At 60.6% G+C, this 12,748-nt stretch carries 13 protein-coding genes; 4 read left to right on the top strand and 9 right to left on the bottom strand.

The window, feature by feature from the left end:
• Window positions 1-29: 29 nt before the first annotated feature.
• From LCM4573_RS01075 to LCM4573_RS01065, 3 genes are all read right to left on the bottom strand, one after another.
• The gene (locus LCM4573_RS01075; RefSeq protein WP_003494703.1) at window positions 30-245 is read right to left on the bottom strand and encodes a cold-shock protein; all 216 of its coding nucleotides are present in this window, start codon (window positions 243-245) and stop codon (window positions 30-32) included.
• A 443-nt stretch (window positions 246-688) separates the two neighbouring features.
• Window positions 689-1,585 (bottom strand): DMT family transporter, encoded by an 897-nt coding sequence (locus LCM4573_RS01070; RefSeq protein WP_071004000.1) that lies wholly within the window; start codon window positions 1,583-1,585, stop codon window positions 689-691.
• Between the two features lie 354 nt (window positions 1,586-1,939).
• On the bottom strand, window positions 1,940-2,875 hold the full coding sequence (locus LCM4573_RS01065) for an EAL domain-containing protein (protein ID WP_071003999.1): 936 nt from the start codon (window positions 2,873-2,875) through the stop codon (window positions 1,940-1,942).
• A gap of 203 nt (window positions 2,876-3,078) precedes the next feature.
• Here LCM4573_RS01065 and LCM4573_RS01060 point away from each other — a divergent pair, with 203 nt between their 5' ends.
• A complete protein-coding gene (locus LCM4573_RS01060; protein ID WP_071005092.1) occupies window positions 3,079-4,281 on the top strand; it encodes a pyridoxal phosphate-dependent aminotransferase in 1,203 nt (400 codons plus the stop codon).
• A gap of 75 nt (window positions 4,282-4,356) precedes the next feature.
• Here LCM4573_RS01060 and LCM4573_RS01055 read toward each other — a convergent pair whose 3' ends face one another.
• From LCM4573_RS01055 to LCM4573_RS01045, 3 genes are all read right to left on the bottom strand, one after another.
• The gene (locus LCM4573_RS01055) at window positions 4,357-5,619 is read right to left on the bottom strand and encodes a PQQ-dependent sugar dehydrogenase (protein ID WP_071003998.1); all 1,263 of its coding nucleotides are present in this window, start codon (window positions 5,617-5,619) and stop codon (window positions 4,357-4,359) included.
• Window positions 5,620-5,758: 139 nt separating this feature from the next.
• Window positions 5,759-6,220, bottom strand: a complete 462-nt coding sequence (locus tag LCM4573_RS01050; protein WP_071003997.1) for a DUF3597 domain-containing protein — start codon at window positions 6,218-6,220, stop codon at window positions 5,759-5,761.
• Between the two features lie 190 nt (window positions 6,221-6,410).
• A complete protein-coding gene (locus tag LCM4573_RS01045) occupies window positions 6,411-7,502 on the bottom strand; it encodes a calcium:proton antiporter (RefSeq protein ID WP_071003996.1) in 1,092 nt (363 codons plus the stop codon).
• A 218-nt stretch (window positions 7,503-7,720) separates the two neighbouring features.
• Between LCM4573_RS01045 and LCM4573_RS01040 the strand changes: the two genes are divergently transcribed.
• The gene (locus tag LCM4573_RS01040) at window positions 7,721-7,984 is read left to right on the top strand and encodes a DUF2188 domain-containing protein (RefSeq protein WP_071003995.1); all 264 of its coding nucleotides are present in this window, start codon (window positions 7,721-7,723) and stop codon (window positions 7,982-7,984) included.
• Between the two features lie 218 nt (window positions 7,985-8,202).
• Window positions 8,203-8,859 (top strand): N-acetylmuramoyl-L-alanine amidase, encoded by a 657-nt coding sequence (locus tag LCM4573_RS01035; RefSeq protein WP_071003994.1) that lies wholly within the window; start codon window positions 8,203-8,205, stop codon window positions 8,857-8,859.
• A 30-nt stretch (window positions 8,860-8,889) separates the two neighbouring features.
• Here LCM4573_RS01035 and LCM4573_RS01030 read toward each other — a convergent pair whose 3' ends face one another.
• A complete protein-coding gene (locus tag LCM4573_RS01030; RefSeq protein WP_071003993.1) occupies window positions 8,890-9,801 on the bottom strand; it encodes a LysR family transcriptional regulator in 912 nt (303 codons plus the stop codon).
• An 86-nt stretch (window positions 9,802-9,887) separates the two neighbouring features.
• Here LCM4573_RS01030 and LCM4573_RS01025 point away from each other — a divergent pair, with 86 nt between their 5' ends.
• Window positions 9,888-10,925, top strand: coding sequence for an SDR family oxidoreductase (locus tag LCM4573_RS01025; RefSeq protein WP_071003992.1), 1,038 nt, complete (start codon window positions 9,888-9,890; stop codon window positions 10,923-10,925).
• Here LCM4573_RS01025 and LCM4573_RS01020 read toward each other — a convergent pair.
• Complete coding sequence (locus tag LCM4573_RS01020) at window positions 10,898-12,019, bottom strand: alkene reductase (RefSeq protein WP_071003991.1); 1,122 nt, start codon at window positions 12,017-12,019, stop codon at window positions 10,898-10,900. The genes LCM4573_RS01025 and LCM4573_RS01020 overlap by 28 nt on opposite strands.
• 38 nt (window positions 12,020-12,057) lie before the next feature.
• A complete protein-coding gene (locus LCM4573_RS01015) occupies window positions 12,058-12,354 on the bottom strand; it encodes a helix-turn-helix transcriptional regulator (protein WP_071003990.1) in 297 nt (98 codons plus the stop codon).
• Window positions 12,355-12,748: the final 394 nt, after the last annotated feature.

Raw genomic sequence — 12,748 nt, 5'->3', positions numbered from 1 at the left:
GCCTCAACTCGAATGAAAGCCGGTAAGGCTTAACCGGCAATCTGCAGGTTGACGGCCTTGGGGCCTTTGCCGCGACGATCCGGTTCCGTGTCGAAGCTTACCTTCTGGTTTTCCGAAAGACCGGACAGGCCGGAAGCCTGTACGGCAGAGATATGGACAAAGATATCGGCGCCGCCGTTATCCGGCTTGATGAAGCCGAAGCCTTTGTCGGTGTTGAAGAATTTTACAGTGCCAGTTTCGGCCATGCAGCAGGTCCTTTTCTTTCTGTCCGTGTTCAGCGGCGGACAGCATCACAATGTTGCCCCTTAGGGCGGTGGCAGGCAGCTTAAGAAAGGGGCCCTGTCTTTACCGCGGTGACTGGCAGGAATAGATTCGCAATCCGCCCCCAGATCCCCCGCCCGGAGTCTTGGCGTCTCCGGAACGCATCATTATAGGTCTTCCCATGCTCGTAAATTGCCCGAACTTGCACAGAGTGCTGTGTTTATCCGAAATTGGCAAGAAAAAGTTTTTCGGGCGGGCCGTGCAATCGAAAAAGCGTGAACGCGAAAATGCCTGCAAATGCGGCGTTTGGGGGCTCAAGGTGGGGTGGAAGGGGCAGAATCCATCGCCAACAATCAAAATTCAGGGTTGTTTTGCCTCATTTTGATACGCGTGTCGCTAATTGAAAAAAATTTGTCGCCTGTCGTTTTCAGGCGTTGGAAAGACGGCTCCTGCGGCGGGTTAGTTCCGGAACGAGCTCGACCAGAAGCATTGCCGCGAAGAGAACCGCGCAGCCCACATAGCCGAGGGGCGGCAGTTTCTCCCCGAGCAGGAGGGCGCCCAGCAGGGCGCCGAAAAGCGCTTCGGAGGAGAGGAGGATCGCGGCCTGGGGTGCGGTGGTGTAGCGCTGTCCGATGACCTGCAGGACAAAGGCAAGGCCGGAGGAGATCAGGCCAACATAGAGGATTTCCCGGGATGCGGCGGAAATCGCGGCGAGGTCGATCGGTTCGATGAACAGGCCGATCGCCAGGCAGAGGATGGAGCAGACGGCGAATTGACAGGCCGAGAGCGCCAATGGCCTTCCGGTCGATGAGACGAAAAGGCCGGCGAGAATGATCTGGATACCCCAGAAGAAGGCGCAGACAATGGTGAGCGCGTCGCCTCTGGTAAGGGATGCAAGCTCGCCGCCGCTGAGCAAGAAGATGCCGAAGAGCGCCAGAACCGCTGCCGGCCAAATGATCCAATGCGGATACCGGCGAAGAGCGATCACCGAGATGACCGGCACGAAGACGACGTAAAGCCCGGTCAGGAAGCTGGAATTGGTGACCGTGGTGCTGATGAGGCCGATCTGCTGGGTGATGGCGCCGCCGAAGAGAGCTAGGCCGACCGCGATGAACGACAGGAGTCCGTTTTTCGAGAGCGGAGCTTTCGCCTTTCGCGCCTCCATCAAGGCGAAGGGCAGGACGGCGAGCGTGGCGATCCCGAAACGCAGGCCCACGAACCAGAAGGGGCCGATCTTGTCCATGGCCGTCGACTGGGCAACGAAACCACCGCCCCAGATCGCTGCGGCGAGCAGAAGGACAAGGTTCGCCTGGATGCGGGTCATGTTCGAGCCTGAGCGGAGAAGGTGGCCAGCTGGCCGGGGACGGGGTCCGCATTAGCAGTTTCATCAAAACCCGACAAGGCGGCTTGGCCGCCGGCTTCAGGCTTATCAGATCCTTGCGACCAGTCCCACCATCATCGCCACGCAGGCCGCCAGCCCGATGGATGCCATGAGGGAGGGGGAAAGCCTCAATCTGTTATGCCTGCGGTTCAACCTATCGTCGTCCAGGAACATCTGCCGATCCTTTCCTTTTGATCACCAGAGTGAAGGCTTCGAAAAGGTCGCGAAGAGGACCGGTTCATGGCGATCCGGAGCATTTGTCGCGGCATTATCTGGGCAAGGATCGAAGATCTTCTTTCAATCGAGCGCGGGGCGCCGCCTGCCGAAAGTACGGGCCGGTTTGGCACGTGCAGAGGCGATCGTGGCATGTGCCGGGCTCGGTGCGGAACTGAGGGCGTTCGTGCGGGCGGCGGCTGCCGGTTCTATGGCCGAAGGCGCTTCCGGGAAGAGAGAGTTGAAGTCGGTCGGGGCAAGCTGCGGCCGCGCAAGTGCATATCCCTGCATCAGCGGCACGCCGAGTTCTCCGCAACGCTGCACCTGCCACGACTGCTCGAGTCCTTCGAAGACAGGCTCGATGCCATCCTCCTGCATCTGACGGACTATGACGCGAAGCAGCGCCATGCCGGCGGAGTTCTCCAGGAAGTCGCGAGTCCAGGCGGGTTCGAATTTCACGTAATCCGGGCGGATGTGTTTCAGCCGCTCCAGATCGGAATCGCCCGCACCGAAATCGTCGATCGCGATACGGAAGCCGATCGCGCGCATGTGTTCGGTGAAGGCGGCGATGAGGTGGGCGTCTTCGCCGAATTTTTCGGAGATTTCGCAGACGATTCTATCGGGGGAGAGGCCTGCCTCGTGGCCCGCGAGCTTGATGCGTTCCACCTCCTGGCGCATGGCGATCGGAGTTCTGAAGAGGCCTGGATGAAACTTTATGAAAATCCGGGCATGGGAGCGGTTGAGGCGGCCCGTATTGAGAATATGGATGGTGCGCAGGATACTGTCGGTCGTCTCGATATCGGCAGGCTCGACAAGGCCGAAGAACTCGGCCGGAGAAACGGGCTCTCCGCTTCGGAATGTGCGGACGAGGCCTTCGAAAGCCTCGATCTCCAGCGTTTCATCCGGGCTTCGCCTGAAGATCGGCTGCAATGCGGAGAGTAGCAGGAAGGGGCCGTAAGTGGTCGAAACGGACCCGTCATCGCCCCGCACCAGACTGGCAAAAATGCTCTTGGCGTTCATGACCGCGATCCGTTGTTGCCTGCACCGGTTGTAGCAGGCAAGAGTTACGCGGCTGTAAACCGGGTCGAAGCGCTTTAATCAGCTTCTTTCATCGATGATATTCATGGTTTGCGCTTGAAACCCCGTCATTCATTCGACATACAGCGTGTCGGCGGGCCGGCGCGCGACCCGCCTTGTTCCAACAGCCCTCAGGACCAATGACCATGGCCTTTCTTGCCGACGCTCTTTCCCGCGTAAAGCCTTCCGCCACCATTGCCGTTTCCCAGAAAGCCCGCGAACTGAAAGCTCAGGGCCGGGATGTGATCGGTCTCGGCGCAGGCGAGCCGGATTTCGATACGCCGGACAATATCAAGAAAGCAGCGATCGACGCCATTAACCGGGGCGAAACGAAATACACGCCGATCTCGGGCATTCCCGAACTGCGCAAGGCGATCGCCGCGAAGTTCAAGCGCGAGAACGGACTCGATTACAAGCCGGAGCAGACGATCGTCGGCACCGGCGGAAAGCAGATTCTTTTCAACGCCTTCATGGCGACGCTCAATCCGGGAGATGAAGTCGTCATCCCGGCACCCTATTGGGTATCCTATCCGGAAATGGTGGCGCTTTGCGGCGGTACGCCGGTGTTCGTGGGCACCACGATCGAAGACAATTTCAAGCTGAAGCCGGAAGCGCTCGAAAAGGCGATCACCCCGAAGACGAAGTGGCTCATCTTCAACTCGCCGTCCAACCCCTCGGGCGCCGCCTATAGCCATGACGAGCTGAAGGCGCTGACGGATGTCCTTTTGAAGCACGAGCATGTCTGGGTTCTGACCGACGACATGTACGAGCACCTGACCTATGGCGACTTCAAGTTCGCCACGCCGGTGGAAGTGGAGCCGAAGCTCTACGACCGCACGCTGACCATGAACGGCGTTTCCAAGGCTTACGCCATGACGGGCTGGCGCATCGGCTATGCCGCCGGTCCGCTGCAGCTCATCAAGGCGATGGACATGATCCAGGGGCAGCAGACCTCGGGCGCCACATCCATCGCCCAGTGGGCGGCGGTCGAGGCGCTCAATGGGCCGCAGGATTTCGTGGTGAAGAACAAGAAGGTCTTCGAAGGCCGCCGCGACCTCGTGGTTTCCATGCTCAACCAGGCCAAAGGCATCAGCTGCCCGTCGCCGGAAGGCGCTTTCTATGTCTATCCCTCCTGCGCGGGGCTGATCGGCAAGACCGCGCCGTCCGGCAAGGTCATCGAGACCGACGAGGACTTCGTGACCGAGCTTCTGGAAACGGAAGGCGTGGCGGTGGTCCATGGCTCGGCTTTCGGCCTCGGCCCGAACTTCCGCATTTCCTATGCGACCTCGGAAGAGCTGCTCGAGGAAGCATGCAAGCGCATTCAGCGCTTCTGCGCGAACTGCAAGTAACCGCCAGCTAAAGGCTGGAAAAGAAAAGCCCGCGGGAGACGCGGGCTTTTGCTATCAGGTGTCAGATTCGGATTGTCAGCTCGCCTTCGTCAGACGAACGATGGTCGACCCGCTGCCGCGTTCCTCGGTTACCGCGTAGACGGCGCCATCAGGCCCGACCTTCACGTCGCGAATGCGGGCTTCCAGCGGCACGCGTTCTTCATTCGAAACCCTGTCGCCATCCATATGCACTACGACGATGCCCTGCGAGACGAGGCCGCCGACCAGAAAGGCACCCTTCCATTCGGGAATGGCATCGGCGTCGTAATAGGCCATGCCGGAAGGGGCGATCACGGGGTCCCAATAATAGACGGGCTGTTCCGTCTCGGCCTTTTCCGTGATGCCGTCTCCGACGGGGCTGCCGCTATATTCGACGCCGTAGGTGACCTCCGGCCAGCCATAGTTCTTGCCGGCTTCCGGCCTGTTCAGCTCGTCCCCGCCGCGGGGACCGTGTTCGACCGTCCAGAGGCGCCCCTGGCCATCCAGGGTGGCGGATTGAAGGTTGCGATGGCCGAGGCTCCAGATTTCCGGCTGGGCGCCCTCTCTGCCAGCAAAGGGATTGTCCGGCAGCGCCTTGCCGTTCATGTCGATGCGGAAGATTTTGCCGAGACCACTCGAAAGGTCCTGTGCCTGCACGCGCGGTTTACGATCCGAGCGCTCGCCGACGGTCACATAGAGTTCGTCGTTCTGACCGAAGACGAGGCGCGAGCCGAAATGCTTGTTGCCGTCATAGCTCGGCATCTGGCGGAAGATGACGCTGACATCCTCCAGTCGCCCGCCGCCCTGGTCGTCCGGCACCAGTCGTGCGGAGGCTACGGAGGTGCCGTTGCCATCCTCGCGGTCTTCCGAGAAGGAGAAGAATATGCGGCCGGAGCTCTGGTAGTCCGGGGCCAGCGCGACGTCGAGGAGCCCGCCCTGGCCATCGGAGAGGACTTCGGGGACGCCTTCGATCTCGGGGCCGGCTTCGCCTTTCTCCGAGACGATGTGCATGGCACCTTCTTTCGCGGTCACGAGCATGCGGCCATCGGGCAGGAATTCCATGGCCCAGAGGTGCGGGAGGTCGTCTGCGACAACCTGGGTAGCAATTCGCGGCATTTGCGCAGGCTGCGGCGCGCGGGTCTGCCCGGCAAAGGCAGGTCGCTGGGCCGGTGCATTGGGTGGCCTGGTTTCGGCCGGCTGGCCGGCCGGCACGTCTTCCGCGCCGGTCGCAGGCTGGTTTCCGGTTTGTGCGCAGGCGGGCGCTGCAATCAGGACGGCCGAAAGAACAGTGCCGGCGAGCATGGAAGAAAACTGGTTCATCCTGGACCTCCCTTGGGTGTGGTTCATTCCTGTTTAAGGGAAGAACCGCGCAAATACCTTACACGTGCCATCAAGATTTATTGAGCGCACAAATGAAAAGCCCGCCGGGATGGCGGGCTTCGAAGGACTTTCGGGATGCTCAGTCTGTGAGCTCGGCCGGCACCACGCCGCCGTTTTCCGCGAGCTTCTTCATCAAAGCCTTGTGCAGCCAGACGTTCATGGCCGCGGAATCGCCCTTGTCGCCGGTATAGCCAAGCTCGTCGGCGAGTTCCTTGCGAGCCGAGAGACTGGAATCCAGATTGAGCGCCTTCATCAGATCGACGATGGAATTCTTCCAGTTGAGCTTCTGGCCGCTCTTCTTGACGGCTGCATCGAGGATCGGCCCGATATCGACGGCACTCGCCGGGGAAGCCGGAGYGGCTGTTGCCGCAGGTGCCGGCGAACCCGTCGGGGCAGCGGCGCTTGAGGAGGYCGGGGCTGCAGACATCGAAGCCGTGACCGGGCTCGAAGGTGTCRCAGTCTTCGGAGCTTCGGCAGGTGCCGATGAAGCAGGCTTAGCCTGGCCGAATATCGCATTCTTGATGCTGTCGAAAATACCCATGTTGCGCTCTCCTGGTTGTGATCTTCGGCAGAAGATTGGGCGGTTGCCCTGATTCTCAAGATATAATTCAGGGTTTATTTGAGTCCATATCAGAAGTAGCAGGCCGTAGACCCGGTGAGGGAGAAAGCCAAGTGGCTGCCATTTTGATTCAGGATTTCGGGCGTAATCATTTGAAATTAAATACTTTTTGTCAGAGGCCGAGCATGGTGAGCATGAGGAAGGTCGCAAACAGCACGAAATGCGTCATTCCCTCGATGGCGTTGGTCTGACCATCGTTCAGGTTGATGGCCGCCACGATGAGCGTGATGCCGACCATCACCGTCTGCACTGGCGTCATCGCCATGTTGAACGGCTGGCCGGTGTAGAGCGCGATGCTTTCCATAGCCGGCACGGTGAGGATGACGGTGGAAAGGGAGGCGCCCATGGCGATGTTGACGACCGATTGCATGCGGTTGCGCAGCGCCGCGCGAAGGGCGGTCAGGATTTCCGGCGCGGCCGAGATCGTGGCGACGACTACAGCCATCAGCGCGGGAGGCGCACCCGTTCCCTCTAGGCCGGTATCGAGGAAGGCGGACATGAATTCCGCCAGGAAGCCGATGACGAGCACGCCGAAAAGGATGATGGCGATAGAGAGGGCTGCGGGCTCCTCCTCGGCTTCCTCCTGCGGCGTTGCCGTCTTCGTTCGTGGATAGCTGTAGCTGAAGAAATAGCTGTGCGTTCCCACCTGCATGCGCAGGAAAAGCGCGTAGAGCGCGATCATCGCGCCGATGGTGAAGGCGGAATAGAGATGCCACCTGGCTTCGGGGATGAATTCCGGAACCACCATGGAAATGCCCATGGCGGTCAGGATCATGACGCTGTAGGTGCGGCTGGAATCGTCATTATAGGCCTGTTCGCCGTGGCGTAGGCCGCCGAGCAGGGCCGCAAGGCCGAGGATGCCGTTGATATCGAGCATGACGGCCGAATAGATCGTGTCGCGAACGAGCGTGGGTGAGGCGGCATTGTTCATCATGATCGCCAGGATCAGCACCTCCACCGCAACCGCCGAAAGCGTCAGGATCATGGTGCCGTAGGGATCGCCGACCTTGTGAGCCAGCACCTCCGCGTGATGGGCGACGCGGGTGGAGGCGAGGATGATCGTGATTACGAAGGCGGCCGCGGCAAGCAGCGAGACAGTCTGCCCGGCCTGGAGAATGGCATGCTCCGCCAGATAGCCGGCGACCACGGCGCCGATGGCGAACAGGAGGAATTTTTCCTGGCTCAGCAGAAGCGATATTTTCACCGGCTGCTCCTTGTGACCTCCTGCAATCTATGGCGAGGAGAGCCCGCATCAAGGAGCGGCGCGGCAGGCCGATTTGCGACAACCGGCATTTGATGACATAATTTCGCAAGTGGCCCTGGAGTCTTGCGGCGCCCTTTCTGCTTTTTCACCTCGACGCCGCGGCTGAGCAAACGGCATGATCATATCGGCCATGAGAGAGAAAGGAGGGAGAAGAACCTATGACCAAAGTTGTCTACAAAATCGTGGAACACGACGGCGGCTGGGCCTATCGCCTCGGTGATGTCTATTCAGAAACCTTTCCGACGCATTCCGACGCGCTGCAGGCAGCGCGCATCGTCGCGGCCGAACAGCAGGTCGGCGGCGATGCGGAAGAAATAAGCTGGCAGGACGAACGGGGCGTCTGGCATACCGAATACAGCGATGGCGGAGACCGTCCGGAAGCCGAGGTCGTGGACACGGGCGATGGTGCCGACGCCCGTTGACGTAGGTGGCGATCATCCAGGATCGCCTCTGCCTGAAGCGTTTGCGTTGCGTATCTCGTTACCGCGAAGGCGCCATACCCTTTGACGCGACATGTGACGGGTGGTGGCGTTACGTTTGCTCAACCAAATGACGAATACGGCATTGGTGTTTCCGGCGGTTGAAATTACATTAGTCCCGCTCGGCCCCCTGCAGCCCGGCTGGATTGCGAGGACTTCTCATGGCAATACCGCTTGCCTGGATTCCCGACGTACCAATGAAGCGCGTCATCTGCCATTGGACGGCAGGTTCGTATCAGGCTGGTCCGGAAGACCTTGCCGCCTATCATTTCCTGATCGAAGGCAATGGCCGGCTCGTCAAAGGCAATTCGTCGATTGCCCTCAATTCGAGACGTGTGAAGGCGGGTTACGCAGCGCATACGCTCAACTGCAACAGCGGGTCGATCGGCGTATCACTATGCTGCATGGGAGGCGCGCAGGAGCAGCCCTTCAGAGCCGGCAGCTACCCGATGACGACCGCGCAGTGGAACACGCTGATCGCGACGGTGGCGGAACTCTGCACGCGCTACCGTATTCCTGTCGGTCCACGTACGGTCCTTTCGCATGCCGAGGTCGAGACCAATCTCGGCATAAAGCAGCGCGGCAAATGGGACATTTCGCGCCWTCCGTTCGATCCTGATTGCGTAGGTGCCGGAGCGTGCGGCGACCGGCTGCGCCGTGATGTGACGGCGGCGATGGGAACGGTGCCGCAGATCGTTCCCGTGACCCTGGGACTGCCGATCAAGCAGATCGTCGAGAAGTTGACGGAAATCCTGGTCAAAGGGCTTACCGCCGGGCTCAACACGCTGATCCGCGAGATCATCAAGCGGCTGACCTGATGGAAGGTGGCTCGGCGCCGTCGAGCCGCGTCAAGTGGCGCGGACATAATCCAGAAGCCCCTTTACCAAGGCATTGAAGGTAACGCGCCAGCGAGGGGCGTTTTTCAGGTTCTCATGCATGGCGACCCAGGTGTCGAGCGAGAGTTCGAAAGCACCCGGCAGGACGCGAACGAGTTCGGGGTCCCGCCTGGCAATGCCTGCCTGGCAGATGCCGATGCCGACGCCGGAGCGGATGGCGGCAAGCTGGGCGAGGTTGCTGTCGGTGCGGAGAGCCCAGCGAATGTTCTCCAGATCGGGAAAGGCCGGAAGGTCGGCTCGGATGCGGGCGGTGGTCGCGCGGATGAAGGCCGTCCTGCGATCGAAACCGATGAGGCGGTGATGCGCCAGTTCCTCCGGTTCCCGCGGCTCTCCATATCGTTCCAGGTAGCGGCGATGAGCATAGAAACCGAGCGGTATTTGGCCGATATGACGCGCGACCAGCGCATCCTGCGCGGGATTGGTCATCCGGACCGCGATATCGGCCTCACGCCGCAGAAGATCCTCCACCGCATCGGATAATGAAAGCTCGATCGCAAGCCCCGGATATTTGTCCTGCAGGGCGGCAAGGATCGGCGGCAGCACTTCGCAACCGATCACATCGCTGGCGCTGATGCGCACCGTGCCCTTCACCTCCCCGAATTCTCCGCTCGCCACCCTTTGCATCGCGGCGGTCGTCGCCGCGAGCGTTTCGGCGTAGGGCTGAAGGGCCAGTGCAGGTTCGGTGGGCAGCAAGCCCTGCTGTGAGCGGGTGAAGAGCTGGTAGCCAACCGCCTGTTCGAGCGCGTCGATATGCCGGCCTACCGTCGGCTGGGTAAGGCCGAGATCGCGGGCGGCTGCCGAAAGGGAGCCGGTGCGCAAAACGGCAAGGAAGGTGCGGTAGAAATCCCAGTTCAAATCATTCATTTTTGTATGGATGATAAAAGAAAACTCCGAATTCCGTATAATTCAGGTCGGCGCGATAATCCAGCCATCCAGCAAGGGGTATCGCCATGACTATTCAACCGAACATCAAACCTGTCGCTCTCGTACTCGGCGCCACCGGCGGCGTCGGAGGCCATGTTGCCCGCGGGCTTGTCGCCCGTGGGTGGATCGTTCGCGCCCTGAGCCGCAATGCCGCGCCGGCGGCAAAGGGTGAACCCCGCTTCCATTGGATTCAGGGCGATGCCCTGAATGGGAGGGATGTTCGCCGCGCGGCCCAGGACGCAAGCCTCATCGTGCATGCCGTCAACCCGCCCGGTTATCGGGATTGGGAGAAGCTCGTGCTGCCCATGCTCGACAATACGATCGCGGCGGCGCATGCTGTTGGCGCGCGCATATTGCTGCCGGGAACCGTCTATAATTACGGTCCAGACGCATTTCCGATCATCACTGAAGAGAGCCAGCAGAACCCTGTTACTCGCAAGGGCAGGATTCGCGTGGAAATGGAGCGAAGGCTAAGGGCGGCTTCGAAGGAAGGCGTGCCGGTGCTGATCGTGCGCGCCGGCGATTATTTCGGTCCACGGGCGGGAAACAACTGGTTCGCCCAGGGGCTGGTGAAGCCCGGCAAGCCGGTTGCGGCAATCAGCTATCCAGGCAGGCCAGGAATGGGCCACCAGTGGGCGTATCTTCCGGACGTTGCGGAAACCATGCTGAGACTGATCGATCGGGCAGGGGACCTGCCACTCTTCGCTTTCTTCCACATGCGCGGCTTATGGGATCAGGACGGAAGGGGGATGATCGATGCGATCGGTCGCGTTATCGGCCGTCGTCCAAAAGTTCGCGGCTTTCCATGGTGGCTCGTGAGGACCGCTGGTCCCTTCGTGCCGCTGTTTCGCGAACTCGCGGAAATGCGTTACCTATGGCGGCAGCCGGTGCGGATGGAGAATGGCAAGCTCATCGCCTTCCTGGGCGAGGAGCCTGCAACGCCGGTCGAAGAGGCGCTCCGGGCGACGCTCGCCGATCTTGGCTGTCTCGAATGGGAGCCACGCCCGGCATTGCCGAGCGCGGTTTCCGGAAAAGATCAGGCGACGGCCTCGAGCGCCGGATAATCCGTATAGCCCTTGGCGCCACCGCCATAGAAGGTGGCGCGGTCCGGCTCGTTGAGGGGCGCATTGTCCTTGATGCGCTGCGCCAGATCCGGATTAGCGAGGAAGAGCTTGCCGAACGCGACGGCATCGGCATAGCCGCTCTCGACAGCCTCGATCGCGCTTTCGCGGTCGTAGCCGTTGTTGACCAGCCAGCCGCCCTTGCCGCCGGCCCTGCGGTAGACGGATTTCAATTCCCGATAATCGAAGGGCTTATCGCCCTGGGAGAAATTGCGATCGCCGCCGGTGGCTCCCTCTACCACGTGAATGAAGGAGAGACCGCGCGCACCCAGCTGCCCGACCACATAGTTGAAGACGGCCTGCGGCTCGGTTTCGGTGATATTGTTTGCGGGTGTCACGGGTGAGAGGCGAATGCCCGTGCGCCCGCTGCCGATTTCCTTTGCAATCGCGTCGACAACTTCGAGCAAGAAGCGGCTGCGGTTTTCGATGGAGCCGCCGTAGTCGTCGGTTCGCTGGTTTGCGCCGTTCTTGAGGAACTGGTCGAGCAGATAGCCGTTGGCGGCGTGCAGTTCGACGCCATCGAAGCCGGCATCGACGGCCGCGCGGGCAGCCTTGCGGTAGTCCTCGATGATGCCGGCGATCTCCCAGCGCTCCAGCGCGCGCGGAGCGGAAGTTTCCGCAAAGGCGCCGCTGCCATCCGGATTGATGATATAGGTCTTGCTGTTCGCCGGAACGGCGGAGGGCGCCACGGGTGCCGCACCGTTCGGTTGCAGCGAGACGTGCGAGACGCGGCCCACATGCCAGAGTTGGGTGACGATCTTGCCGCCCTTTTCATGAACGGCCTTGGTCACCTTCTTCCAGCCTTCGACCGCCTGCGGGAGATAGAGGCCGGGCACATCGGCATATCCCTGGCCCTGCTGGCTGATGGGCGTCCCTTCGGTGACGATGAGGCCGGCGCTGGCGCGCTGCTCGTAATAAATGGCGTTGAGATCGTTGGGGACTGCCTTCGGGGACCGGTTGCGGGTGAGCGGCGCCATGACGAGGCGGTTTGAAAGCGAGATATCGCCGAAATCGATCGGATCGAAGAGATTGGCCATGCGGATTTCCTTTTCTTGGAGCGGGGGGGCGGGGAATTTCAGAGAGTGGAGCGAAGCTCCTCGAGAAAGGTCGCGATCGTCTCCTCGTTGCGGCGATAGAATGCCCATTGGCCGACGCGGTAGATCGTCAGCAGGTTGGCCTTCTCAAGGGTGGACAGATGGGCCGATACGGTTGATTGCGACAGACCGCAGCGCTTCTCGAACTGATTGGCGCAGATGCCCATTTCGAGAGGATGGATCTGACTGGAAAAATGGCGTTCCGGTTCGCGCATCCACTCCAGAAATTCCACCCGAGCCGGATGGGCGAGCGCTTTCAAGATTTTCGTTTTGTCCATGGTGATCTCAAATCGTGTTTCTCCGATATGTAGATCGGAAAATGACGATTTAAAGAAATCGATTTGCGGAGAAATGCCGACGCATAAAAAAATAGGCCCTCGGATCGCTCCGGGGCCCTTAGGTGTGAAGGTCAAAACCTCCAGAGGGGAACAGCCGGCGCGGGACAACGGGGAGTCGTCAAAGAAGGGGCGCCAGCTACAACCAATATGGGTAATCGAAGGCGGGTGTACAAGGGGTGCGGATGGAATATTGAACAGGAAGTTTTCGGGGCGAATTTTTGCAAAGCAAAAAAAGAGGGCCGCCGGATCGCTCCAGGGCCCTATAGGTGTGAAGGTCAAAAACCTCCAGAGGGGAACAGCTGCTGCGGTGGAACTGGGAGGAAAGCCACCATGT

It is taken from the genome of Rhizobium sp. LCM 4573 (assembly GCF_001854865.1).
Lineage (GTDB): Bacteria > Pseudomonadota > Alphaproteobacteria > Rhizobiales > Rhizobiaceae > Neorhizobium.
This window is presented reverse-complemented; position numbering and strand designations above follow the sequence as displayed.

What these genes read in the sequence shown, in the direction of transcription:
- LCM4573_RS01055 (WP_071003998.1), bottom strand. Translation starts at nt 5,619, where the DNA reads ATGAACCAGTTTTCTTCCATGCTCGCCGGCACTGTTCTTTCGGCCGTC.
- LCM4573_RS01020 (WP_071003991.1), bottom strand. Translation starts at nt 12,019, where the DNA reads ATGGCCAATCTCTTCGATCCGATCGATTTCGGCGATATCTCGCTTTCA.
- LCM4573_RS01075 (WP_003494703.1), bottom strand. Translation starts at nt 245, where the DNA reads ATGGCCGAAACTGGCACTGTAAAATTCTTCAACACCGACAAAGGCTTC.
- LCM4573_RS01015 (WP_071003990.1), bottom strand. Translation starts at nt 12,354, where the DNA reads ATGGACAAAACGAAAATCTTGAAAGCGCTCGCCCATCCGGCTCGGGTG.
- LCM4573_RS01070 (WP_071004000.1), bottom strand. Translation starts at nt 1,585, where the DNA reads ATGACCCGCATCCAGGCGAACCTTGTCCTTCTGCTCGCCGCAGCGATC.
- LCM4573_RS01060 (WP_071005092.1), top strand. Translation starts at nt 3,079, where the DNA reads ATGGCCTTTCTTGCCGACGCTCTTTCCCGCGTAAAGCCTTCCGCCACC.
- LCM4573_RS01065 (WP_071003999.1), bottom strand. Translation starts at nt 2,875, where the DNA reads ATGAACGCCAAGAGCATTTTTGCCAGTCTGGTGCGGGGCGATGACGGG.
- LCM4573_RS01040 (WP_071003995.1), top strand. Translation starts at nt 7,721, where the DNA reads ATGACCAAAGTTGTCTACAAAATCGTGGAACACGACGGCGGCTGGGCC.
- LCM4573_RS01030 (WP_071003993.1), bottom strand. Translation starts at nt 9,801, where the DNA reads ATGAATGATTTGAACTGGGATTTCTACCGCACCTTCCTTGCCGTTTTG.
- LCM4573_RS01025 (WP_071003992.1), top strand. Translation starts at nt 9,888, where the DNA reads ATGACTATTCAACCGAACATCAAACCTGTCGCTCTCGTACTCGGCGCC.